This is a genomic window from Erwinia rhapontici (assembly GCF_012271765.1).
GTDB classification, from domain to species: Bacteria; Pseudomonadota; Gammaproteobacteria; order Enterobacterales; family Enterobacteriaceae; genus Erwinia; species Erwinia rhapontici.
Window position 1 is genome coordinate 432,965 of record NZ_VRKO01000013.1, and the last position, 24,119, is coordinate 457,083.

The following is a 24,119-nucleotide window of genomic DNA, read 5'->3' on the forward strand; positions in this document are numbered from 1 at the left end:
AGAGCCAGCTTGCCCCCGCCAACGTCAGGGTTACAGCACCATGCGGACAATTTCAATCTTACCCAACTCGTCATACAGGGTTTCGACCTGTTCGATGTGGGTGGCGGTGATGGTAATCGACACCGAATGATAATTGCCTTTGCTGCTTGGTTTAACATCCGGAGAGTAGTCACCTGGTGCATGACGCTGCACCACTTCAACCACTTGATCGACCAGCTCCGGCTGTGCCAGACCCATCACTTTATAGGTAAAAGAGGTGGGGAATTCGAGCAGTTCTTTAAGATTGGTTTTCATATGGACTCCGGTGACACCAACAAGGACTCCCGCCGCAGCGGGAGTAAACAGATACTCACAATATGGGGATATTAGAGATTAATTTCAAGATGTGAGCGATCGCGTAGGGGTCGGGCATGCCCAACCCGGATCTGTGGTTAACCGAACCAGTGGTGGAACATCAGTTTGATATAATCAATGATGCGGCCAAAGAAGCCACCTTCCGGCATATCATTCAGCACCACCAGTGGGTGCTGTTCAATGGTTTTGCCGTCCAACTGGAAGTTGATGCTGCCGACGACCTGGTTTTTCTGCAAGGGAGCATGCAGCTCGGTATTGCTCAGGGTATAGCTGGCTTTCAGGTCTTTCATGCGGCCACGAGGGATGGTAAGGAACACATCTTTTTCCACGCCCAGCTGCACACGATCGCTGTTACCGAACCATACAGGCTCAGATGCAAACTCTTTCCCGGCTTTCAGTGGTGCCACCGTTTCGAAGAAGCGGAAGCCCCAGGTCAGCAATTTCTTGCTCTCGGTTTCACGCCCTTTGTAGGTGTGGCCGCCCATCACGGTGGAGATCAAACGCATCTGGCCTTCGGTCGCAGAGGCCACCAGGTTGTAACCTGCCGCATCGGTGTGGCCGGTTTTAATACCGTCAACGTTGAGGCTGGTATCCCACAACAAACCGTTACGGTTGGTCTGGCGAATATTATTAAAGGTGAACTCTTTCTCGTGATAAACAGCGTATTCGTCCGGCACATCACGGATCAGTGAGCGGCCAATCAGCGCCATATCGCGCGCAGAGCTGTACTGCCCTTCAGCGTCCAGACCGTGGACCGTCTGGAAGTGAGTGTTTTGCAGGCCCAGCGCTTTCACGTAGTTGTTCATCAGGCCCACGAACGCATCCTGACTGCCGGCAACATAATCGGCCATGGCCACACAGGCATCATTACCTGATTGCAGTACGATACCGCGCGTCAGCTGGGAGACCGGTACGCGGTCGCCAGGCTTCAGAAACATCAGAGACGAACCTTTGAACACCGGGTTGCCGGTGGCCCAGGCATCTTTCCCGACGGTGACGATATCATCCTGATGGATTTTACCGGCTTTGACCGCCTGGCCGATGACATAGCTGGTCATCATTTTTGTCAGACTCGCCGGGTCACGGCGCGCATCGGCATTCTTCTCAGCCAGGACTTTCCCTGAGTTGTAATCGATCAGGACATAGGCTTCAGCATCAATTTCCGGTACGCCGGGGATCATGGTCTTGATGTTCAGGTCGTCAGCATAAGCGACAACATTGAGGCTGAGGGCGATAAGCGTGCCTGTAGTCAGGCGTTTGAGCAGTCGGGATGGCTTCAGAGTGTTCATGTAAGGACAACAACATCCATGGGCTAGGTTAAAAAAAGTGACTCACTATAGCAAAATCATCCTGCCACGACCCGCCTAAATCTGGCGGATCGGTGGAGAATTACATTGCGTCAGGTGCGACAGTAATAAACGATTGTTGCTGTGCTTCACTCGCCAGGCGCTGCTGTAATGCGGCGGCCTGCTGGCGCGAAGTGAAACGACCAAGCTGGACGCGATACACATTGCCACGGCTGTCTACTGAGCCGGGAACGCCGAACTGTTTACCCAAACTGGTTGCCAGCTGGCGTGCACGTGGACCATCGCTCAGTGCGCCAACCTGCACCACATAATTGCCGGTGGCACCCGTTGCAGGGCGTGAAGCTGCTGCTGCTGCCGTTGGGGCCGCGACAGCAGCAGGGGCTGAAGAAGCGGAAGGTGTTACCGCGACCGGTTCACTGCTTTCCAGTACGCCGCCCGGTAAGGGTTGTGCCGCGCCAAGGAAACCACTGCTGCGCACGGGAGCGCCCATGGTGTTATCACTGTTCAGCGAGCCGTTATCCACCGGACGTGACTGTTGTTCCATTTCCTGTGGCTGCGGACTGGAGTACTGTGCGGGCTGTGATGGTGATGATGACATCACGGGTGTCGAAGCAGCACCGCCGCCCATTGTCATACCGCCACCAATTTCCGGGCGCGAGGGCAGTGCATAGCTCTGTTTCGCCACGGTAGTGCCAACCGTCCCCGGGCCTGACAGGCTGCCATCCGGTGCGACAGCAATGTAATCGACGCGGACTTTGCTGTTATTGGAGATATTAAGGCGGTCGCCTGCCGCACGAGACAGGTCAATAATACGGCCTGGCGTGTAAGGGCCGCGATCGTTGACGCGCACCACAATCATACGGCCATTGGCAATATTGGTCACACGGACGTAGCTGGGCAGAGGCAGCGTGGGGTGTGCGGCCGTCATGGCGTTCGGATCGAAGGTTTCGCCCGTTGCGGTACGGTTGCCGTTGGCTTCTTCGCCATACCATGCAGCCAGGCCAACCTGACTGAAGTTCGATGGATCTTTGACAATTTTATAATTTTTGCCGTTGACCGAATAATCCTGGCTGGTGCCGGGATTAATCGGTTCATAGCGAGGCTCCGCACCGCCAATCTCGACCACCGGGCCGTTATAGGTCGCTTGCTGTTGGGTGACGGGCGCCTGCTGGTCGCTGTCAGTAGTACAGGCTGCCAGCAATGCTGAAGCCAGGGCAATCCAAAGCCAATCCTTACGCATGTTTATGCCTCTTAAACGCTCTTCGACAACAGTTTTCGATGGGTGTGAATCGACATAATGATCCCGAACCCGGCCATCAGGACGATCAGCGCGGAACCCCCGTAGCTCACCAGCGGTAACGGTACCCCAACAACGGGCAGAATGCCGCTCACCATGCCAATGTTAACAAAAACATAAACAAAGAAGATCAGCATCATTCCACCAGCCATCACGCGACCAAAGGTTGTCTGCGCGCGGGCGGCCATCATCAGGCCGCGCATAATCAGCAGCACGTAGAGTATCAGCAGAACCAGCACCCCGACTAATCCTAATTCTTCGGCCAGTACGGCGAAAATAAAGTCCGTGTGACGCTCCGGTAAAAACTCCAGCTGTGACTGGGTTCCATGCAGCCACCCCTTCCCGCGCAGGCCACCAGAGCCGATGGCTATCTTCGATTGAATAATATGGTAACCCGCCCCCAGCGGATCACTTTCCGGATCCAGCAACATCATCACGCGATCGCGCTGATAGTCGTGCATCAGGAAGAACCACAGGATCGGGATAAATGCGGCGACCAGCAGCACCGCAACAGCGATCAGTTTCCAGCTCATGCCAGACAGGAAAAGGACAAAAAGCCCGGAAGCGGCAATCAGGATCGACGTTCCCAGATCGGGCTGTGCAGCCACCAGCAGGGTCGGCATAAAGATCAGTACCAGCGCGATAGCGGTATTTTTCAGCGTAGGCGGGCAGACATCACGGTTAATAAAGCGCGCCACCATCAGTGGTACGGCTATTTTAGCGATTTCCGATGGTTGGAATCGTACCACGCCGAGATCCAGCCAGCGCTGTGCGCCTTTACTGATATGACCGAACGCATCGACCGCAATCAGCAGGATCACGCAGACAATATACAGATAGGGTGCCCACCCTTCGTAGACGCGTGGTGGGATCTGCGCCATCACCAGCATGACAATCACGCCCATGGCGATTTGACCGAGCTTGCGCTCCATCATGCCGGGATCCTGGCCGCTGGCACTCCACATCACCAGCGCACTGTAGATCAGCAGCGCGGTAATGATGAGGCAAAATAGAGGATCAACGTGGATGCGAGTCCAGATTGTCCGTTTTTGATGGCTATCATTCATAACCGGTTATTCGCCTTCATAGCCTGGCGGCGTTGGTGCAGCGTCAGGCAGGTTGGTATTGTTATCGCCAAGAATAATATGGTCGAGTATCTGGCGCATGATCGTACCGACTGCCGGGCCTGCGCCGCCGTTTTCGAGAATAATACTGACGGCCACGCGTGGGTGATCATAAGGCGCAAACGCGGTCATCAGTTTATGGTCACGCAGGCGCTCAGTCAGTTTGTGGGCGTTGTAGGTTTCGTTCGCTTTCAGGCCAAATACCTGCGCGGTACCGGACTTGGCGGCAATTTTATAGGGCGCATCGTCAAAGCTTTTACGCGCCGTACCGTTTGGACGGTTCGCCACGCCATACATCCCGTCTTTCGCAATTTCCCAGTATCCGGTGTGAATATCCGCGATAGGCGCAGCCGGGGGTTGACGCCACGGCACTTTCACCGAGCCTTGCATGGTGTCCATCATCAGGTGTGGCGTTTTAATCACACCGTCGTTAATCAGGATCATCAGCGCTTTGTTCATCTGCACCGGTGTCGCGGTCCAGTAACCCTGGCCGATGCCCACCGGGATGGTATCACCCTGGTACCAGGGTTTCTTAAAGCGCTTCATTTTCCATTCGCGCGTGGGCATGTTACCCGGGGTTTCTTCGATCAGATCGATGCCCGAAAGATGACCGTAACCGAATTTGCTCATCCATTCGCCCAGACGGTCAATGCCCATATCATAGGCGACCTGATAGAAGAAGGTATCGGCAGATTCTTCCAGCGATTTGGTGACATTCAGACGACCATGACCCCAGCGTTTCCAGTCACGAAAGCGCTTCTCAGAACCGGGCAGCTGCCACCAGCCGGGGTCGAACAAACTGGTATTGCGGGTGATAACACCTGCCGTCAGGGCGGAGACCGCAATATACGGTTTCACCGTTGAGGCGGGAGGGTAGGCACCCTGGGTGGCACGGTTAATCAATGGGCGGTTTTCGTCATGCAGCAGGCCGTTGTAATCTTTACTCGAGATACCATCGACAAACAGATTTGGATCATAGCTTGGCATGGAAACCATCGACAGGATTTCGCCATTCCGCGGATCCGTTACCACTACTGCCGCACGGCTACCTGCCAGCAAGGTTTCGATATATTGCTGAAGTTTAAGATCGATGGTCAGGTAGATATCACGCCCGGCCTGAGGGGATTGCTCATGCAACTGGCGGATCACGCGGCCACGATTGTTAACTTCTACTTCTTCGTAGCCGGTTTTACCGTGCAGAACATCTTCATAGTAGCGTTCAATACCCAATTTGCCGATGTCATGAGTGGCAGCATAGTTCGGCCATTTACCCTCTTTGTCCAGGCGCTCGACGTCACGATCGTTAATTTTCGACACGTAACCCAGCACATGGGTCAGGGCAGATCCGTAGGGATAATAGCGACGCTGGTAGCCTTTGACTTCAGCGCCGGGGAAGCGATATTGGTTCACGGCGAAACGCGCCACCTGGACATCGTTCAGGCTGGTTTTCACCGCGATAGACGTAAAGCGGCGCGAGCGTTTGCGCTCTTTTTGAAAGGCTTCGATATCGTCATCGGTGAGATCGATAATCGGTTTAAGTTCCTGCAACGTCTGCTGCAGGTTCTCCACTTTTTCGGGCATCAGCTCAAGCTGATAAATGGTGCGATTAAGCGCCAGCGGGACGCCATTACGATCGTAAATAATACCGCGACTCGGTGCGACAGGAACCAGCTTGATGCGGTTTTCATTGGAGCGCGTGCTGTAGTCATCAAAGCGGATGATTTGCAGGTGGTACAGATTGGCCACCAGAACACCGGAAAGTGTGATAATGCCAAAAAATGCAATCAGAGCCCTGCGAACAAACAGTGTCTGCTCGGCGGTGTAGTCACGAAAGGAGTTACGTTGTAATTTCATCCGCTGCTTTGTCAGTCCGGTTAGCCTTATTCGCTATTCGCGATGATAAGGATGATTCGCAGTAATGCTCCATGCACGATATAAACTCTCTGCAACCAATACGCGTACCAGCGGATGGGGCAGGGTTAGCGCCGAGAGTGACCAGCTTTGTTCCGCCGCAGCCTTGCAGGCGGGTGACAAGCCTTCCGGTCCGCCAATAAACAGGCTGACATCACGGCCATCCTGCTTCCAGCGCTCCAGCTGGCTGGCAAGCTGCGGGGTTTCCCACGGCTGGCCGGGTATATCCAGCGTGACGATGCGGTTGCCTTTTCCTGCGGCGGCCAGCATCAGTTCGCCTTCTTTTTCCAGAATGCGTTTGATATCCGCATTTTTACCGCGCTTTCCGGCGGGCACTTCAACCAGTTCAAAGGGCATATCTTTGGGAAAACGCCGCAGATATTCCATAAAACCAGTTTGTACCCAGTCAGGCATTTTGGTGCCGACGGCGACCAGTTGAAGCTTCACGGTTTAACTCCAGAGCTTTTCCAGTTCGTAGAGCTTACGGCTCTCAGCTTCCATCACATGAACAATGACTTCACCGAGATCAACCACTACCCAGTCACTTGGGGCACGGCTGTTCACGCGAAATGCATCCAGACCGATCAGCTTGGCTTCCTGTACCACGTGTTCTGCGATTGAAACCAGATGACGTGTTGAAGTACCGGTGCAGATAACCATGCAGCTGGTGATGCTTGATTTGCCCTGAACGTCGATAGCAATGATGTCCTGAGCTTTTAAATCGTCACATTTATCAATGACGAAGTCTTGGAGTGCTTGACCTTGCAAAAGGTTCCCCCTTGGGATTTTAAGTCTGATGGGTTATCTCATATAAGCTATGTCAGCCGAAATGATAACCGTAACATTGTGTGTTTGCGGGGCTTACGCCCTGAAAATTTGAGCGGCGCAGTATATCACGCTGTTAGAGGTTACGATATAAACCCTCGCGATCGATGTAGTCGCTGACTGCCGGGGGCAGCAGGTCGACATCCGACTGGCCCCGATGGCGGCGAGCGCGGATTTCCGTGGCGGAAATATCAATCAACGGTGTTTCAGCCAGAAGAATATTACCGGCGGGCGATTGTTGTAGCACCTGTGGCTGTGTTGTCAGATGACAGTCAAGCCAGCGTTGCAGCTCTGGTGTCTCCATTTCACTGCGATAGCCGGGGCGTTGACAGACCAGCAGGTGGCAAAGTGACAGTAAATCCTGCCAGCGATGCCATTTGTGTAAGGTGAGCAGGGAATCCTGACCAATGATAAAGGCGAGTGGCTGTCGGTCACCGCGTTCAAGGCGCAGGGCTGCCAGCGTGTCGATAGTATAAGACGGCGTGTCGCGCTGCATTTCCCGCAGATCAAGGTCAAACAGCGGGTTATCGCTAATCGCCAGTTTTACCATCGCCACACGCTGTTCTGGTGTGGCTTCCGGCTGTGGACGATGTGGCGGGACGTTGTTCGGCAATAATGTCACTTTTTCCAGCCCGGTGAGATGGGCCAGTGCTTCTGCTGGTTTCAGGTGACCGTAATGAATCGGGTCAAATGTGCCACCGAACAGCGCATGGAGCGCGTAGCGATCAGACATCACAAAAACTCGCCGGGAATGATGGATGGCATAACATCAGCGCCAGGGTTTCCAGCTCAGACCAAACAGACTTGCCGTAATCCTGCTTCAGTGTTAACTCAATCTGCGTTAGCAGCCTTACCGCCTGGGCGAGTTGCATGGCACTCAGTCGCTGTAATGCATCGCTGAATAGCGTACGGCGGTTCTGCCAGACGCGATGCTGATCGAACAGCGTGCGGAGCGGCGTCTGTGCCATTTGTCGCTGTAACGTCACCAGCAGCAGCAGGTCGCGTTGCAGGGTTCGCATCAGGATCACCGGCTCGCTATCTTCTGAATGCATCTGGTGCAGGATGTGCAGGGCGCGTTTGCTTTTACCTGCCAGCAGGGCGTCTACCCAGTGGAAAGGGGTAAAGTGCGCAGCATCGTTTACCGCCTGCTCAACGCGGGGTAGCGTCAGCTTTCCGTCCGGCCACAGCAGCGAAAGCCGCTCCAGCGCTTGCGACAAAGCCAGCAGGTTGCCTTCGTAGCAGTAACACAACAGCTGATTAGCGGCATCATCCAGCGTGAGTTGGTGCTTTTTGGCGCGTGCAGAAACCCAGCGCGGCAGTTGCGCCTGTTCCGGCGTCTGGCAGGGAACCACAACACCTTGTGCACTGAGCGCTTTATACCAGGCGCTATTTTCCTGCGCCTTGGTCAGTTTGGCGGCTCGCAGCACCAGCAGAATATCGCTGTGCAGCAGTGTCGACAGGGTGAGCAGTTGTTCACCTGTCGCGGCATTGGGGCCATTTTCTGGCAAAGTCAGTTGCAGTGTCTGGCGGCTGGAAAACAGACTGAGCGCCTGACAGATGGCAAAAATATCCTGCCAGTCTGTGCTCGCTTCCAGTGTGACACTGAAGTGTTCGGTAAAGCCCTGCTGCTGGGCGGCGGCACGAATGTCATCCTGTGCTTCCTGCAGCAGCAGCGGTTCATTACCACTCAATAAATAACAGGCGCGCAGCCCCTCACGGAGTTGCGCGCCTAGCTGTTCAGGGTAAATCCTGATCATCGTGTGTAAGAACTGTCCGACATACTGCCCGGATCAGTCGGTAAACGGTCGACCGCTGAGGGGGTATTGCCAAGCGTGTTGATTGACGCATCGTTCTCAGCCGCATGCACGGTGAGAAGCTTGCGCACCAGCTGCTGCACGGCCTGAGTTCGCATTTCATTGACAATGATCTGCTGTTCAGAGTCTTTCGCCAACGCTGCCAGTGGGTTATCAAAGAATGAACGATACACCGTGGCGCTGATTGGATAGATGCCCTTATTGGGTACCAGTACCTGAGCATTAACAGTCATCACCATTGAATACTCCGCCGTTTTACCGTCCTGGAAAATCGAGGCGGTATCACGACCCCGAGTTTCGCCCATCAGACGCAGGGAAGGGACATCGGTGCGCTCTTGCGGATTATCAATAATGTTAACATCGTTCAGTCTTAACTGTTCACGCACCTCGCGAGTCAGTGGACCGTACGGGTCAGCGGTATCGAGAATCAGGGTTTTCATTTCCGGCGGCACCGATGTGGTGCCGCGCAGATGGTAACCACAACCGGCGGTGATCAACACCGCCAGGCTGAGTAACAGAGAGACTATAGGATGTCGCACAATTCCTCCAGACATCAACCAACGACCAGGTTAAGCAGCTTGCCCGGTACGTAAATCACTTTACGAATGGTGACGCCATCGAGATATTTGGCCACCAGATGCTCCTGCGCAGCGCGAGCCTGCACCTGTTCTTGATTAGCGTCAGCGGCTACGGTGATTTTACCGCGCACCTTGCCGTTAACCTGTACCACAACCAGCAGTGAATCTTCTACCATTGCAGCGTCGTCTGCCTGCGGCCACGGTGCGTTGTCAATATCCCCAGCGCCACCCAGCGACTGCCACAGCACGAAGCTGGCGTGCGGGGTAAACGGGTTGAGCATGCGTACAACGGCCAGCAGCGCTTCCTGCATCAGCGCACGATCCTGTTCGCTCTCCTGTGGGGCGCGTGCCAGTTTGTTCATCAGCTCCATAATTGCCGCAATCGCGGTGTTAAAGGTCTGACGACGGCCGATATCATCAGACACTTTACTGATGGTTTTATGCAAGTCACGACGCAGGCTTTTTTGATCGTCGTTGAGTTCATCAACGTTCAGGGCAACCGTTGTACCTTTTTCTGTATGTTCAAACGCCAGCTTCCAGACACGTTTCAGGAAGCGGTTAGCCCCTTCCACGCCGGATTCCTGCCATTCCAGCGTCATTTCTGCTGGTGAAGCAAACATCATAAACAGACGAACAGTATCTGCACCGTAACGCTCAACCATGATCTGTGGGTCGATGCCGTTGTTTTTCGACTTCGACATTTTGCTCATGCCGGCATACACCAGCTCATGGCCTTCGGCATCGCTGGCTTTGGTGATACGGCCCTTCTCATCACGCTCAACGGTCACGTCAACCGGTGAAACCCAGTTACGTTCTCCGCTGGTACCAAGATAGTAGAAGGCATCTGCCAGTACCATTCCCTGACACAGCAGGCGTTTTGCGGGTTCATCCGAGTTCACCAGGCCTGCATCACGCAGCAGTTTATGGAAGAAACGGAAGTAAAGCAGGTGCATGATGGCGTGTTCGATGCCGCCAACATATTGGTCCACTGGCAGCCAGTAGTTGGCGGCAGCCGGGTCCAGCATGCCTTTATCGTAATCCGGGCAGGTGTAACGCGCGTAATACCATGAGGATTCCATAAAGGTGTCAAAGGTGTCGGTTTCACGCAACGCAGGCTGGCCGTTGACGGTGGTCTTTGCCCATTCAGGATCGGCTTTAATCGGGCTGGTAATGCCATCCATCACCACGTCTTCTGGCAGGATCACCGGCAGCTGGTCTTCCGGGGTTGGCATAACGGTACCGTCTTCCAGGGTGACCATTGGGATTGGGGCGCCCCAGTAACGCTGACGAGACACACCCCAGTCGCGCAGGCGGTAGTTCACTTTACGCTCACCGACGCCGTTATCGGCCAGTTTCGTCGCGATGGCGTTGAAGCCTTCTTCATAAGACAAACCGTCAAACTCACCGGAGTTAAACAGCGTGCCTTTTTCGGTCATTGCCGCTTCGCTCAGATCCGGTGCGCTGCCGTCTGCAGCCAGGATAACCGGTTTGATCTGCAGGTCGTATTTAGTGGCGAACTCCCAGTCGCGCTGGTCGTGGCCAGGAACGGCCATCACAGCACCTGTGCCGTATTCCATCAGCACGAAGTTAGCGACCCATACCGGCACGTCCTCACCCGTCAGCGGGTGTTGTGCGTACAGGCCGGTGGCCATGCCTTTTTTCTCCATGGTTGCCATTTCTGCTTCAGCAACTTTGGTGTTACGGCATTCAGCGATAAAGTCAGCCAGCGCAGGGTTGCTTGCTGCTGCTTGTGCAGCCAGAGGATGGCCTGCAGCCACAGCGAGGTAAGTCACACCCATGAACGTGTCAGGACGTGTGGTATATACGCGCAGCTTTTCCGGGCTGTTGCTGACATTAAACTCGATTTCCACGCCTTCAGAACGGCCAATCCAGTTACGCTGCATGGTTTTAACCTGTTCAGGCCAGCTTTCCAGCGTGTCGAGGTCATTCAGCAGTTCGTCAGCATAATCCGTGATTTTTACAAACCACTGCGGGATCTCTTTACGCTCAACTTTGGTATCACAACGCCAGCAGCAGCCATCGATGACCTGTTCGTTAGCCAGAACGGTCAGATCGTGTGGACACCAGTTAACCGCAGAGGTCTTTTTATAGACCAGGCCTTTTTCATACAGCTTGGTAAAGAACCACTGTTCCCAGCGATAGTATTCTGGCTGACAGGTCGCCAGTTCGCGGTTCCAGTCGTAGCCGAAGCCCAGCAGTTTAAGCTGGTTCTTCATGTAGTCGATGTTGGAGTAAGTCCATGGCGCAGGCGCAGTGTTGTTTTTAACTGCGGCTCCTTCAGCGGGCAGACCGAATGCATCCCAGCCGATAGGCTGTAAGACGTTTTTACCCAGCATGCGCTGATAGCGGGAGATCACATCGCCAATGGTATAGTTGCGTACGTGGCCCATGTGCAGGCGGCCAGAAGGATAGGGCAGCATGGAGAGGCAGTAGTACTTCTCTTTACCTTCTTCTTCGGTCACTTTGAACGTTTGCTTGTTATCCCATTGCTGCTGAACATGGGATTCTATCTCTTCCGGGCGATATTGCTCTTGCATAGTAGCCAGTAGTCCTTTGTATCAATTTTTTCGTGTTCATTCAGATCCGCATAGCATAGCTGATTCGGCCCCGAGGCAACAACAGTAAGCGTCCTGCCGCGGGGCATTTCTCTACAAGCTGGAAGCGCGGCGGCAAATTTCAGTGCGAAAATGTGGATATTTGCCATCAGCAACTAGAATGAGGAGAAACGCTTTCGTTATCAATAAGGAGTGTCTATGAACAAGGTTGCTCAGTATTATCGCGAGCTGGTGTCCTCGCTGACCCAACGCCTGGAGCGCGGTGAACGTGACATCGATACCCTGGTGGAGAGTGCCCGACAGCGCATGCAAAACCGGGGTGAGTTGACCCGTAGCGAAATTGATGAAGTCAGTCGTGCCGTTCGTCGTGATCTCGAAGAGTTTGCCCGCAGCTATGCGGAGAACCAGGAAGAATTAAGCGATAGCGTGTTTATGCGGGTTATCCGTCAGAGCCTGTGGAAGGAGCTGGCTGATATTACGGATAAGAGTCAGCTTGAGTGGCGCGAGGTCTTCCAGGACCTCAACCATCATGGTGTCTATCAAAGTGGTGAAGTGGTGGGATTGGGCAATCTGGTGTGTGAGAACTGTCAGTATACGCGGGCGATTTACACACCCGAGGTTCTGAAACGTTGCCCGGAGTGCAGTCATGACCAGTTTGTACGTCAGCCCTTTGAGCCATAAATGAACGCAGGACAATGGCACAACGGATTAATGTAGGGGTCGGGCATGCCCGACCCAGAGCCAGGCATACCTGGCTCCCTACGGATTAATGCAGAATCTTCGCCAGGAAGTCTTTAGCACGCTCAGACTGTGGATTGTTGAAGAACTCATCCTTCGGTGAATCTTCGACAATCTTTCCTTCATCCATAAAGATCACCCGGTTGGCCACTTTACGGGCGAAGCCCATTTCGTGCGTCACCACCATCATTGTCATGCCTTCATTCGCCAGTTCGACCATGACGTCCAGCACTTCATTGATCATTTCCGGGTCCAGCGCTGAAGTGGGTTCGTCGAACAACATGGCGATAGGATCCATACACAGCGCGCGGGCAATTGCTACACGCTGTTGCTGACCACCGGAGAGCTGTCCAGGGAACTTATTGGCATGGGCGGACAGTCCAACGCGTTCGAGTAGCTTAAGCCCTTTCTGACGCGCTTCTTCTTTATTACGTTTCAGGACTTTTACCTGTGCCAGCGTCAGGTTCTCGACGATCGACAGATGTGGGAACAGCTCAAAATGCTGAAACACCATGCCAACTTTAGAACGCAGTTGGGCAAGGTTGGTCTTCTTGTCGTTGACGGGGGTGCCATTCACTTCAATCAGCCCTTTTTGGATAGGCTCAAGACCGTTCACCGTTTTGATCAGCGTCGACTTCCCTGAACCTGAAGGACCACACACCACCACCACTTCACCTTTTTTGACTTCGGTTGAGCAGTCGGTCAGCACCTGAAAGTGACCATACCACTTAGAAACATTTTTCAGGGTAATCATTTACGCAGTCCTTTTTTTCTTTAAATAGCTGACCAACAGCGAAGCGCTAAGGCTGATAACGAAGTAAATCGCACCGGCAAACAGCACCATTTCAATCTCAGTACCGTTATTCACACCGATGGTATCGGCAGTACGGAAGAAGTCCGCCAGGCTCAGAACATAGACCAGCGAGGTGTCCTGGAATAAAACAATGCCCTGGGTAAGCAGCAGCGGCACCATGGCGCGAAACGCCTGAGGCAGGATGATCAACCTCATCGATTGCCACTGGGTCATACCCAGTGCCAGTGCAGCGCTACCCTGACCACGAGCAATACTCAAAATACCCGCACGGATGATTTCTGAGTAATACGCGGCTTCGAATAGCGAGAAGGCCACCATCGCAGAGATCAGGCGGATATCTGTCTTCGGCGACAGCCCCAGCACCTGCTGCAGGAAACTTGGCACCACCAGATAGAACCACAGCAACACCATCACCAGCGGAACGGAGCGGAACAGGTTAACGTAGATCTTGGCGAACCAGCTGATAGGTTTGAAGGATGACAGGCGCATGACCGCCAGCAGGGTGCCCCAGATGATGCCAAAAATTACCGCCGTCACGGTGATTTTCAGCGTAACAACCATCCCTGCCCAGAGGTAAGGAAGATTGGGGACGATGGTACTCCAGTCAAATTCATACATTGTTTATTTGCCCCCCGGTAAGCGGACTTTACGTTCAACCAGCCCCATCAGCAGCATGATCACCGCGTTGATAGCGATGTAGGCGAGGGTAATTGCGGTGAAAGATTCATAGGCGTGTGCGGAGTAGTCCAGCAGTTTTCCCGCCTGAGCCGCCATATCAACCAGCCCGATGGTGGAAGCAATGGCTGAGTTTTTGACCAGATTGAGCATCTCCGAGGTCATCGGCGGCACAATCACGCGATAGGCGTTAGGCAGCAGCACATAGCGGTAGGTTTGTGGCAGCGTCAGCCCCATGGCCAGTCCGGCATTTTTTTGGCCGCTGGGCAGTGACTGAATAGCGGCACGAACCTGTTCACAAACACGGGCGGCGGTGAACAGACCCAGGCACAGCACGGAGCAGGTGAAGAACTGGATGTTCGGATCGATTTCCGATTTAAACCACATGCCAAGACCTTCCGGCAGCAGCTCCGGCACCACCAGATACCAGATAAAGAATTGCACGATCAGCGGCACGTTACGGAATAACTCAACGTAGCAGGTGCCAAGACCGGACAGTAAACGGTTAGGAACGGTTCGCAAAATACCGAACAGGGAACCGACTAACAGGGCGATGATCCAGGCACAAACGGAGACGGCGATGGTGACCTGAAAACCGGACCACAGCCAACCAAGATAGGTTGTATTACCGAATGGGGCCTCTTGCAGGAATATTCCCCAGTTCCAATCAATAGACATAAAATACTCCGGAAAAAAAGGGTAGCGACCGCTACCCTGAAGATTGATGAGAGGCTCAAATACTCTCCCTGCTTCGGGAGAATATTTTGATATGCGCACCGGGGAACGACCGGTTTGCATCTTCGTCAGGCGCCAGAACGTAAGCCCTGTCCGCCTGACTGTGTCTGTCCGAGCCTGTGTTCAACAATCGTAGGGCAGCGTACCGCCCTGTTGACACGCGAATCAGTGCGTGTTTTTTCTTTATTAATTCATTGCCTTGTCGTTAGGCGCTTTGAACAATGCTTTCATGTCGTCAGACAGGTCAAAGTCCATCGTCATATTTTTTGGTGGGATAGGCTGTTTGAACCATTTGTCGAACCACTTAGTCGCTTCGCCAGACGTCTGTGCCTGGGCAATTGTGTCGTCCATCAGCTTTTTAAACTCGCCATCACCTTTTCTCAGCATACAGCCGTAAGCTTCGTGAGACTGTGGAGTGCCAAGAATTTCCCAGTTAGCCGGTTTTTTTGCCTTAGCTCGTTCACCTGCCAGCAGAGCATCATCCATCATAAATGCGACAGCGCGGCCGCTTTCCAGGGTGCGGAAAGAGTCACCGTGATCTTTTGCACTGATGATACGCATGTCGAGTTTCTTCTCGTCGTTCAGCTTGTTCAGCAGAATTTCTGACGTGGTACCTGAAGTCACAACAACACTTTTGCCTTTCAGATCGGCGAAGTCTTTAATCGCGCCGCCTTTCTTCACCAGCAGACGCGTACCGACGACGAAGATGCTGTCGGAGAAGCTGGCCTGTTTCTGGCGCTCAAGGTTATTGGTGGTAGAGCCACATTCAAAATCGTAGGTGCCGTTTTGCAACAGCGGAATACGGTTCTGCGAGGTAATCGGTAGCATTTTTACTTGCAGGTCAGGTTTGTTCAGCTTTTTCTTGATAGCTTCAACAATCGCGTTGGAATAATCCTGAGAGTAACCCACAACTTTTTGCTGGTTGTCGTAGTAGGAGAACGGGACGGAGGATTCACGGTGGCCAACGACGATCACGCCGTTTTTAGCAATCTTTTCCAGAGTAGATGCTTGCTGTTGTGCATCAGCTGCTGCCTGTGGTTTTGCGTCCTCAGCGTGAGCGATACCAGAGGCGAATCCTGCCAGTGCAAGGCAAAGCCCCAGTTTCCGTAATTTCATGTTCCAACTCCTTTGCAGTTGTGGCGCGAAATAAACCCACGCCGACGTGATGTGATGTGTGTATTTCCTGCTAGTTATCTGTTTTATCCATAGCGAAAACGGTGTCATTCCCCCATAACATAGCTGAATGTTAATGAAGTGATACGGAAAAGTTTCTTTTTTGCGATGCAACCCGCACCAATTAAGTGCGATTCTTTCGACAATGCTTCGCATGGGTGCAATATCTGCGCCATGACGGTGCGCGAACGATTTCGTAGCGACTTGATATCGGGCTGACACACGTTTCACGGAAATATTTTGCAATCATCGTGCCAACGGCGGTTTTTTAACAGAAATGCAGCATAAGCTGTTGGGGATGGGGGGAGAAAGATAGGGGCGAGGCATGCCTCGCCCGGAGAGAGTTATGAACGGCGTGAACGCCAGGCGCAGAGGACGCCAGCAAGGGCAAACAGTAATGTCACAGCCCAGATACCCCAGTTGCCGATTCGGGCATAAGGTGTCAGCCCGGTCGTCGGTGTGACTTTGGCTGCCAGTACTTCCGCTTTGAACTGTGGAATAATCTGTGCAATCTCACCCTCAGCATTCACCACTGCCGTCACACCGTTATTGGTGCTGCGAAGCAGTGGGCGGCCGAGTTCCAGTGCACGCATACGCGCCATTTGCAGATGCTGCCACGGACCAATGGAGTGACCAAACCAGGCATCGTTCGAGATTGTCAGAAGGAAGTTGGTATCGGGCCTGAAGTTGTCACGCACCTGCTGGCCCAGTACGATTTCGTAGCAGATGGCGGCTGTCAGGTTGTAACCCGCAACCTGGAGCTGTGGCTGCACGTAGTCACCCCGACTGAAGGAAGACATTGGCAGGTCGAAGAACGGTGCCAGTGGACGCAGCAGGGTTTCCAGCGGAACGAACTCACCAAAAGGCACCAGATGATTCTTCTGGTAGCGGTTCTTGCTGAAATAGTTGTAAGGCTGCGGTCCGCCCAGCACGATGATGGTGTTGTAGTCGTGGTAGCGATTGCTTTCGAGGCGTGAATCAACAATGCCGGTCACCAGGCTACTGCCTCCCGCCCGCAGTTGTTCATCCACGGCTTTCAGGAACGGCTGCTGGCGAGTTTCCAGGTCAGGGATAGCCGACTCTGGCCAGATGATGATCGGCGCTTTCCCTACAAACGGACGGCTGAGCGCGGTATAGGTTTTCAGCGTATTCACCAGCTGATCCGGATCCCACTTCATCGATTGTTCAATATTGCCCTGTACCAGCGCCACATCCACTGCCCGCTCGGGCAAAGGCTGGAACCAGCTGATCTGACGCAGCGGCCAGGGGAGCAACAGTAATGCCAGGGCGGCGACACCAGCAGCCAGATGGCGTTTCAGTGCGGCATACACCGCCAGGCCGGCGATAATCATCAGCAGGAAGGTGATGCCTTCCACACCCAGTAATGGCGCCAGGCCTTTCAGCGGGCCATTAATCTGGCTGTAGCCAAACTGCAACCACGGGAAACCGGTCAGTATCCAGCCGCGCAGGAACTCCGTCATTTGCCACAGCACCGGAGCCGCCAGCGCCAGGCGCAGCAGCGTGGTTTTCGGGCTCAGGCGGTTGAGCAGGGCAGCAAACAGCAGGGGGTAGAGAGACAGCCAGGCTGCCAGCAGGATCACAAGGAAGACATTGACCGGGCCAGGCATTCCGCCGAAGGTGGCAATGCTGACGTAAACCCAGTTAATGCCGCTACCGAACAGTCCCATGCCCCAGACAAAGCCGATGGCACTGGCCTGACGCGTGCTGCGGTTTAACGTCAGGGCCTGTAAGCCGATCAGTGAAACCAGTGCCGCAGGCCAGAAATCATAGGGGGAGAAAGAAAGGGTGCCAATGGCACCCGTGATAAGCGCTAAAAGCAGGCGAACCTGCTGGCGCTGGCAGAATAAGGCAATTGCCATAAGTCGGTTACTCTTCCAGAGTCGGTTGCGGCGAATTTTCCGGGATTTTGACATGGACCTGAATAATACGGCGGCTGTCTGCCATCGCGACTTTAAACTGGTAACCATCGATCTCAATGCTTTCACCCCGTGCCGGCAGATGGCCAAAGCCCTGCATCACCAGGCCGCCGATGGTATCCACTTCTTCATCGCTGAAGTGGGTGTTGAAGACTTCGTTGAAATCTTCGATCGGCGTCAGGGCGCGAATGGTGTAAGTGTGGCGACTGAGCTGACGAATATCGCGATCTTCTTCATCGTCATACTCATCTTCAATTTCACCGACGATCAGCTCAAGGATATCCTCGATAGTCACCAGGCCGGACACGCCACCAAATTCATCAATCACAATAGCCATATGATAGCGCTGTGAACGGAACTCTTTCAGCATCCGGTCGACACGCTTACTTTCCGGCACCACCACCGCTGGGCGCAGTACCTTTTCCATACTGAACGGCTCAGACTCACTGCTCATAAATGGCAGCAGGTCCTTGGCCATCAGGATGCCTTCAACATGGTCCTTGTCTTCGCTGATCACCGGAAAACGTGAGTGCGCAGACTCAATAATCACCGCCAGGCACTCTTCCAGCGTCTGGTTACGCTTGAGCGTGACCATCTGAGAGCGAGGGATCATAATGTCGCGTACACGCTGTTCGGCGATATCCATCACACCTTCCAGCATGTCCCTGGTATCCGGGTCGATCAGGTCATTCTGTTCAGAATCACGGATCAACTCCAGCAGGTCATCGCGGTTTTTCGGCTCACCGTGGAACAATTGGTTGAGAATCAGCGTAAAAAATCCCTTTTTGGTACTGGGACTGTCATTGTTTTGTGAATGGTCATCGCTCATGGCGTTTTTGAGTTTGTCTCTCTATCAATAAAATCGGCTGCCCCAGGTGGGGCAGGCGTGATGGCTTGTACAAATCTGTCATCTGAAGCCGCAGTGGCCTTCATTTTCAGGCGATACAAGCCAGGTACTTATTCTTTCTCCGAAATGTACGGATCGGGATAGCCAAGAGCAAGCATTATCTCGGTCTCCAGCGATTCCATCTCTTCGGCTTCGTCATCTTCAATGTGATCATAACCCAACAGATGCAGGCTACCGTGGATCACCATGTGCGCCCAGTGGGCCTCAAGCGTTTTTTCCTGTTCGGTAGCTTCCGCTTCCACCACCTGGCGACAGATAATCAAATCGCCCAGCAGGGGCAGTTCGATGCCCGGAGGGGCTTCAAATGGGAAGGACAGCACATTAGTCGGTTTGTCTTTTGCGCGATAGGTGTGGTTTAACTCACGGCTTTCCGCTTCATCAACCAGACGGATAGTGACTTCGCTTTCTGGCTGGAACTGCGGCAGTACCGCCTCCAGCCAGCGTTGAAAATCGGCTTCAGCCGGCAGACCCTGCTCGCTTTCACAGGCGAGTTGCAGGTCCAGAATAACATTACTCATTTGTTCTCCTGTGAAGCCTGCTGGGCAGCCAGTGCTTCACGTTTACGTTCTTCTGCCTGGGCATCACGCCGTTTTTGGTCGGCAGCTTCCCAGGCTTCATAGGCAACGACAATGCGCGCAACGACAGGATGGCGCACCACGTCTTCACTGTGAAAGAAGTTAAAACTCAGTTCATCCACATCGGACAGCACCTCAATAGCATGGCGCAGGCCGGATTTCAGGTTACGTGGCAGGTCAATCTGCGTCACATCACCGGTGATCACCGCTTTCGAGTTAAATCCAATACGCGTCAGAAACATCTTCATCTGTTCGATGGTGGTGTTCTGGCTTTCATCGAGAATGATAAACGCATCGTTCAGTGTACGACCGCGCATATAGGCCAGCGGTGCCACTTCAATCACGTTACGCTCGATCAACTTCTCCACGCGTTCAAAGCCCAGCATCTCGAACAGAGCGTCGTACAGAGGGCGCAGGTAGGGGTCCACCTTCTGGCTGAGGTCCCCCGGCAGGAAGCCGAGTTTTTCACCGGCTTCAACGGCAGGACGGGTCAGCATAATACGACGGATCTCCTGGCGCTCCAGGGCATCCACCGCGGCTGCGACCGCCAGATACGTTTTACCGGTTCCCGCAGGGCCAATACCAAACGTAACATCATGGTCGAGAATGTTGGCGACATACTGCGCCTGGTTTGGCGTCCGCGGTTTGATCACGCCGCGTTTGGTTTTAATATGAATCGCTTTGCCGAACTCGGGCACACTGTCCGCGGTCTGTTCAAGCACGCCGCTCTCTTTGATAGCCAGATGAATCTGTTCCGGGTCGATATCCGGGATATGGCCTCGTACAGGGGCGGTATCCACATAAAGATGACGCAGAATGTCTACGCCAGCATGAACGCTCAGCGCACGTCCCACCAGCTTAAAGGCGTTTTCACGGCGGTTGATCTCAATACCCAGTCGGCGTTCCAACTGTTTGATATTGTCATCAAATGGGCCGCACAGGCTCAGCAGCCGCGCGTTATCAATAGGTTCCAGCGTTACTTCACGTGTTTCAATATTCAAACTAATCCTTTGGGTCACACAGGGCCAGGTTGAGAAATGGATGACTGTCTGGCTTCAGCGCCATAAATGAATTATTTATGGCAGCACATAAAGCTGCAAGCGTCCGAGTGGATATTTGGGCGCGTCTTTCAGAAAGCAAGTGTAACGCAATGAAATCATACGGCGAATCCGGAAGGCTCGCCGCATTATTGAGGGATTAAGGCTGGAAGGTGCCGACGCCCAGTTCGTTCTCTTTGCGCGTGCGCGCAATAACGGAGGCTGGGGTCTCGATGCTGCGCAGGTCCATTTGAGCTTCACCGCGGACAAAAATGCCGCGCAGTGAGTTGGCATAGACATCGACGATATCGACATCAACGAATTTGCCAATGTGTTCTGGCGTGCCTTCAAAATTCACCACGCGATTACATGCAGTACGGCCGGACAGCTCCATCACATTTTTACGTGAAGTGCCTTCGACCAGAATGCGTTGCACAGTGCCAAGCTTACGGCGACTCCAGGCCATCACCTGCTGATTAAGGCGATCCTGCAGAATATAAAGACGCTGTTTTTTCTCGTCGTCGGAGACATCATCCGGCAGATCGGCAGCGGGGGTTCCCGGACGGGCTGAATAGATAAAGCTGTAGCTGGTATCAAAATTGATTTCACCGACCAGCTTCATGGTCTGCTCGAAGTCTGCCTGCGTTTCGCCAGGAAAACCGATGATAAAGTCAGAGCTGATTTGAATATCCGGGCGTGCAGCAACCAGCTTGCGAATAATCGCTTTGTATTCCAGCGCCGTGTGGGCACGCTTCATCAGCGTCAGGATGCGGTCGGCTCCGCTTTGTACCGGCAGGTGCAGGAAGCTCACCAGCTCTGGTGTGTCGCGGTAGACATCAATGATATCGTCGGTAAATTCGATAGGGTGGCTGGTGGTAAAGCGAATGCGGTCAATACCATCAATGGCGGCAACCAGGCGCAGTAGTTCAGCGAATGAGCAGATACCGCTGTCGAAGGTCTCACCGCGATACGCATTGACGTTCTGACCCAGCAGATTCACCTCACGCACGCCCTGTGCGGCCAGTTGAGCGATCTCGAACAGAATATCATCCGAAGGGCGGCTGACTTCCTCACCGCGCGTATAAGGCACCACACAGAAGGTGCAGTATTTATTGCAGCCTTCCATGATCGAGACAAACGCGGTCGGCCCGTCAGCACGCGGCTCGGGCATGCGGTCAAATTTCTCGATTTCCGGGAAGCTGACGTCAACGATTGGGCTTTTCGTGCCACGCACCGTATTAATCATCTCCGGCAAACGATGCAGGGTCTGCGGGCCAAAAACAATATCCACGCAGCTGGCACGTTGGCGCAGTTGATCGCCTTCCTGTGATGCCACACAGCCGCCGACGCCGATAATCACATCGGGATTAGACTCCTTCAGTTTTCTCCAACGGCCAAGCAAAGCAAAAACTTTTTCCTGGGCCTTTTCACGAATCGAACAGGTGTTGAGCAGCAGGACATCGGCATCTTCTGCCGCATCGGTCAGGGTATAACCATGAGTGCTGTTTAACAGGTCTGCCATTTTGGATGAGTCATACTCATTCATCTGACAGCCCCAGGTTTTAATATGCAGTTTTTTTGTCATCGACTTGCCATTTGTCATGCAGAAAGGAGAGCGGGGCGCGTATTGTAGTGCTTCGCTGCCAGTGAGGCCGGTGTTCTGAATGTCACAGAAAAATCCGGTACACTTACGAACGATCAGGATAACAGAATTCTGCCGGTGAGGTGTAGCTGCACAGCACGCGTGATACGGCCGGAGAAGGAAAAAAAATGACGGAAAAAAAACATAAAGTAGATGTGGCCATCGTCGGTGGCGGCATGGTGGGCGCCGCGCTGGCAAGTGGGCTGGCACAGCAGGGTTTTCAGGTCGCGGTACTGGAGCAGGCGGCACCGGCCGCGTTTGATGCTGCCAGCCACCCTGACATGCGAATTTCGGCCATTGGTGCGGCCTCTGTCGCACTGCTGAAGCAGCTGGATGTCTGGCCTGCGGTACTCGGTATGCGCTGCGTCCCTTATCGTAAGCTGGAGACCTGGGAGTGGCAGACCGCGCATGTCGGATTCGATGCTGAATCGCTCGGCTTACCTGAGCTCGGTTATATGGTTGAAAACAGCGTATTGCAGCGTGCGCTGTGGCAGCGTTTGCAACAACAGGAGGTGGCGCTGTTATGCCCGGCCCGCCTGCGCGATTTACAGCAAGTTAACGGTGGCTGGCAATTGGCGTTGGAGAGCGGTGAGACAGTCACCGCCAGGCTGGTAGTGGGGGCCGATGGTGCTAATTCGCAGGTACGTCAGTTAGCGGGCATTGGTATTCACGGCTGGAACTATGCTCAGTCCTGTATGCTAATCAGCGTTCGCTGTGAGCAGGATGCCGGGGATACCACCTGGCAGCAGTTTACCCCGGAGGGGCCACGTGCTTTCCTGCCGCTGTTTGACCGCTGGGCTTCACTGGTGTGGTACGACAGCCCGGCGCGTATTCGCCAACTGCAAGCAATGACGATGCCACAGCTGCAAAAAGAGATTCAGGCGCATTTCCCGGCACGTCTCGGCCAGGTTACGCCGTTTGCGGCTGGATCATTCCCGTTGGTTCGTCGTCACGCCACGCGTTATGTCCTCCCTGGCCTGGCGCTGGTGGGTGATGCTGCGCACACCATTAATCCGCTGGCCGGACAGGGCGTAAATCTGGGCTATCGTGATGTTGATGCATTAATCAGTGTATTAAGCGAGTCGCGTCTGCGGGCAGAGGATTGGGCGTCGACGGCGGTATTACAGCGTTATCAGCGTAAACGACAGAAAGATAATCTGCTGATGCAAAGTGGTATGGACCTGTTCTATTTCGCCTTCAGTAATCAGTCTGCGCCGCTTAAAGTGGTGCGTAATCTGGGGCTGATAGTGGCGCAGCATTCTGGCGTGTTAAAACGGCAGGCGCTGAAGTACGCACTGGGATTGTGAGATTGCGGGTTGACCGAAACAGAAGGCCAACCCCTGCATGATCGTTAGTTTGGATTTACTACAGACGTAAAAAAGCCCGCTTGCGCAGGCTTTTATACTTTATGGCTGGGGTGCAGGGATTCGAACCCCGGAATGCTGGTATCAGAAACCAGTGCCTTACCGCTTGGCGACACCCCAATTTTTTATGCGACTGGCGAACCAGGCGTCTTCTTCTTTGCGACTCGTACTACCAGCCGTCTTTATATGGCTGGGGTGCAGGGATTCGAACCCCGGAATGCTGGTATCAGAAACCAGAGCCTTACCACTTGGCGACACCCCAATAAAATTGGTGGCTACTACGGGAATCGAACCTGTGACCCCAGCATTATGAGTGCTGTGCTCTAACCAGCTGAGCTAAGTAGCCTAATTTTACTGCTTTACAATACTAACATACTTCTAAAAAAATGGCTGGGGTACCTGGATTCGAACCAGGGAATGCCGGTATCAAAAACCGGTGCCTTACCGCTTGGCGATACCCCATCCGTGCAAAACCGCTTATGGAAATGGTGCGGGAGGCGAGACTTGAACTCGCACACCTTGCGGCGCCAGAACCTAAATCTGGTGCGTCTACCAATTTCGCCACTCCCGCGCAAAAAAGATGGTGGCTACTACGGGAATCGAACCTGTGACCCCAGCATTATGAGTGCTGTGCTCTAACCAGCTGAGCTAAGTAGCCTTCTTTTTTCGCGTAACCTTCTGCGGCGTTGCGGGGCGCATTATGCGGAGTTGGCCTAAAAGCGTCAACAAGTTTTTT

Annotated in this window: 22 protein-coding genes and 6 tRNA genes; 2 read left to right on the forward strand and 26 right to left on the reverse strand. The window is 53.7% G+C overall.

What is annotated here, in order from left to right:
• Positions 1-30: 30 nt before the first annotated feature.
• The 11 genes from ybeD to leuS all read right to left on the reverse strand — a co-directional run bounded on the left by ybeD (position 31) and on the right by leuS (position 11,768).
• Positions 31-294 carry a DUF493 family protein YbeD gene (gene ybeD, locus FVB43_RS13100; protein WP_062745316.1) on the reverse strand — a complete coding sequence of 88 codons (264 nt, stop codon included), beginning with the start codon at positions 292-294 and terminating at the stop codon, positions 31-33.
• Positions 295-431: 137 nt separating this feature from the next.
• The gene (gene dacA, locus FVB43_RS13105) at positions 432-1,643 is read right to left on the reverse strand and encodes a D-alanyl-D-alanine carboxypeptidase DacA (protein ID WP_133845604.1); all 1,212 of its coding nucleotides are present in this window, start codon (positions 1,641-1,643) and stop codon (positions 432-434) included.
• Between the two features lie 100 nt (positions 1,644-1,743).
• Positions 1,744-2,901, reverse strand: coding sequence for an endolytic peptidoglycan transglycosylase RlpA (rlpA, locus tag FVB43_RS13110; RefSeq protein WP_159337440.1), 1,158 nt, complete (start codon positions 2,899-2,901; stop codon positions 1,744-1,746).
• Between the two features lie 11 nt (positions 2,902-2,912).
• Entirely contained in the window at positions 2,913-4,025 is a 1,113-nt protein-coding gene (gene mrdB, locus FVB43_RS13115; RefSeq protein WP_133845600.1) for a peptidoglycan glycosyltransferase MrdB, read from the reverse strand.
• A gap of 6 nt (positions 4,026-4,031) precedes the next feature.
• Positions 4,032-5,936: a peptidoglycan DD-transpeptidase MrdA gene (gene mrdA / locus FVB43_RS13120; protein WP_133845598.1), complete on the reverse strand. Its 1,905-nt coding sequence runs from the start codon at positions 5,934-5,936 to the stop codon at positions 4,032-4,034.
• A gap of 33 nt (positions 5,937-5,969) precedes the next feature.
• Positions 5,970-6,440, reverse strand: a complete 471-nt coding sequence (gene rlmH / locus FVB43_RS13125; RefSeq protein WP_056240011.1) for a 23S rRNA (pseudouridine(1915)-N(3))-methyltransferase RlmH — start codon at positions 6,438-6,440, stop codon at positions 5,970-5,972.
• A gap of 3 nt (positions 6,441-6,443) precedes the next feature.
• The gene (gene rsfS / locus FVB43_RS13130) at positions 6,444-6,761 is read right to left on the reverse strand and encodes a ribosome silencing factor (protein ID WP_062745328.1); all 318 of its coding nucleotides are present in this window, start codon (positions 6,759-6,761) and stop codon (positions 6,444-6,446) included.
• 133 nt (positions 6,762-6,894) lie between these two features.
• A complete protein-coding gene (gene nadD, locus FVB43_RS13135) occupies positions 6,895-7,551 on the reverse strand; it encodes a nicotinate-nucleotide adenylyltransferase (RefSeq protein ID WP_133845595.1) in 657 nt (218 codons plus the stop codon).
• Entirely contained in the window at positions 7,544-8,575 is a 1,032-nt protein-coding gene (gene holA, locus FVB43_RS13140; protein WP_167864127.1) for a DNA polymerase III subunit delta, read from the reverse strand. The genes nadD and holA overlap by 8 nt, the downstream gene beginning before the upstream one ends.
• Positions 8,572-9,171: an LPS assembly lipoprotein LptE gene (gene lptE, locus FVB43_RS13145; protein ID WP_133845591.1), complete on the reverse strand. Its 600-nt coding sequence runs from the start codon at positions 9,169-9,171 to the stop codon at positions 8,572-8,574. The genes holA and lptE overlap by 4 nt, the downstream gene beginning before the upstream one ends.
• Before the next feature lie 14 nt (positions 9,172-9,185).
• Complete coding sequence (leuS, locus tag FVB43_RS13150; RefSeq protein WP_167864128.1) at positions 9,186-11,768, reverse strand: leucine--tRNA ligase; 2,583 nt, start codon at positions 11,766-11,768, stop codon at positions 9,186-9,188.
• Between the two features lie 216 nt (positions 11,769-11,984).
• On the opposite strand from leuS, the gene FVB43_RS13155 reads away from it, so the two are divergent.
• Entirely contained in the window at positions 11,985-12,467 is a 483-nt protein-coding gene (locus FVB43_RS13155) for a zinc ribbon-containing protein (protein WP_133845588.1), read from the forward strand.
• Between the two features lie 85 nt (positions 12,468-12,552).
• On the opposite strand, the gene FVB43_RS13160 is transcribed toward FVB43_RS13155, so the two are convergent.
• The 9 genes from FVB43_RS13160 to miaB form a co-directional block, all read right to left on the reverse strand.
• Positions 12,553-13,278 (reverse strand): amino acid ABC transporter ATP-binding protein, encoded by a 726-nt coding sequence (locus tag FVB43_RS13160; protein ID WP_133845586.1) that lies wholly within the window; start codon positions 13,276-13,278, stop codon positions 12,553-12,555.
• The gene (gene gltK / locus FVB43_RS13165) at positions 13,279-13,956 is read right to left on the reverse strand and encodes a glutamate/aspartate ABC transporter permease GltK (protein ID WP_062745345.1); all 678 of its coding nucleotides are present in this window, start codon (positions 13,954-13,956) and stop codon (positions 13,279-13,281) included.
• A 3-nt stretch (positions 13,957-13,959) separates the two neighbouring features.
• On the reverse strand, positions 13,960-14,691 hold the full coding sequence (locus FVB43_RS13170) for an amino acid ABC transporter permease (protein WP_133845584.1): 732 nt from the start codon (positions 14,689-14,691) through the stop codon (positions 13,960-13,962).
• Positions 14,692-14,934: 243 nt separating this feature from the next.
• Complete coding sequence (locus tag FVB43_RS13175) at positions 14,935-15,864, reverse strand: amino acid ABC transporter substrate-binding protein (RefSeq protein WP_133845582.1); 930 nt, start codon at positions 15,862-15,864, stop codon at positions 14,935-14,937.
• A gap of 401 nt (positions 15,865-16,265) precedes the next feature.
• Positions 16,266-17,801, reverse strand: a complete 1,536-nt coding sequence (gene lnt, locus FVB43_RS13180) for an apolipoprotein N-acyltransferase (protein ID WP_167864129.1) — start codon at positions 17,799-17,801, stop codon at positions 16,266-16,268.
• A 7-nt stretch (positions 17,802-17,808) separates the two neighbouring features.
• On the reverse strand, positions 17,809-18,687 hold the full coding sequence (gene corC / locus FVB43_RS13185; protein WP_133845578.1) for a CNNM family magnesium/cobalt transport protein CorC: 879 nt from the start codon (positions 18,685-18,687) through the stop codon (positions 17,809-17,811).
• 128 nt (positions 18,688-18,815) lie between these two features.
• A complete protein-coding gene (ybeY, locus tag FVB43_RS13190) occupies positions 18,816-19,283 on the reverse strand; it encodes an rRNA maturation RNase YbeY (RefSeq protein ID WP_133845576.1) in 468 nt (155 codons plus the stop codon).
• Positions 19,280-20,341 (reverse strand): PhoH family protein, encoded by a 1,062-nt coding sequence (locus FVB43_RS13195; RefSeq protein ID WP_133845574.1) that lies wholly within the window; start codon positions 20,339-20,341, stop codon positions 19,280-19,282. The genes ybeY and FVB43_RS13195 overlap by 4 nt, the downstream gene beginning before the upstream one ends.
• Before the next feature lie 196 nt (positions 20,342-20,537).
• Positions 20,538-21,962, reverse strand: a complete 1,425-nt coding sequence (miaB, locus tag FVB43_RS13200; RefSeq protein ID WP_167864130.1) for a tRNA (N6-isopentenyl adenosine(37)-C2)-methylthiotransferase MiaB — start codon at positions 21,960-21,962, stop codon at positions 20,538-20,540.
• 185 nt (positions 21,963-22,147) lie between these two features.
• Between miaB and ubiF the strand changes: the two genes are divergently transcribed.
• Positions 22,148-23,326 carry a 3-demethoxyubiquinol 3-hydroxylase gene (ubiF, locus tag FVB43_RS13205; RefSeq protein WP_167864131.1) on the forward strand — a complete coding sequence of 393 codons (1,179 nt, stop codon included), beginning with the start codon at positions 22,148-22,150 and terminating at the stop codon, positions 23,324-23,326.
• 102 nt (positions 23,327-23,428) lie between these two features.
• On the opposite strand, the gene FVB43_RS13210 is transcribed toward ubiF, so the two are convergent.
• The 6 genes from FVB43_RS13210 to FVB43_RS13235 all read right to left on the reverse strand — a co-directional run bounded on the left by FVB43_RS13210 (position 23,429) and on the right by FVB43_RS13235 (position 24,041).
• Positions 23,429-23,503, reverse strand: a tRNA-Gln gene (locus FVB43_RS13210).
• Positions 23,504-23,570: 67 nt separating this feature from the next.
• Positions 23,571-23,645 (reverse strand) — tRNA-Gln (locus tag FVB43_RS13215).
• 7 nt (positions 23,646-23,652) lie between these two features.
• Positions 23,653-23,729 (reverse strand) — tRNA-Met (locus tag FVB43_RS13220).
• Positions 23,730-23,770: 41 nt separating this feature from the next.
• A tRNA-Gln gene (locus FVB43_RS13225) sits at positions 23,771-23,845 on the reverse strand.
• Positions 23,846-23,869: 24 nt separating this feature from the next.
• A tRNA-Leu gene (locus FVB43_RS13230) sits at positions 23,870-23,954 on the reverse strand.
• Between the two features lie 10 nt (positions 23,955-23,964).
• Positions 23,965-24,041, reverse strand: a tRNA-Met gene (locus FVB43_RS13235).
• Between the last annotated feature and the right edge of the window lie 78 nt (positions 24,042-24,119).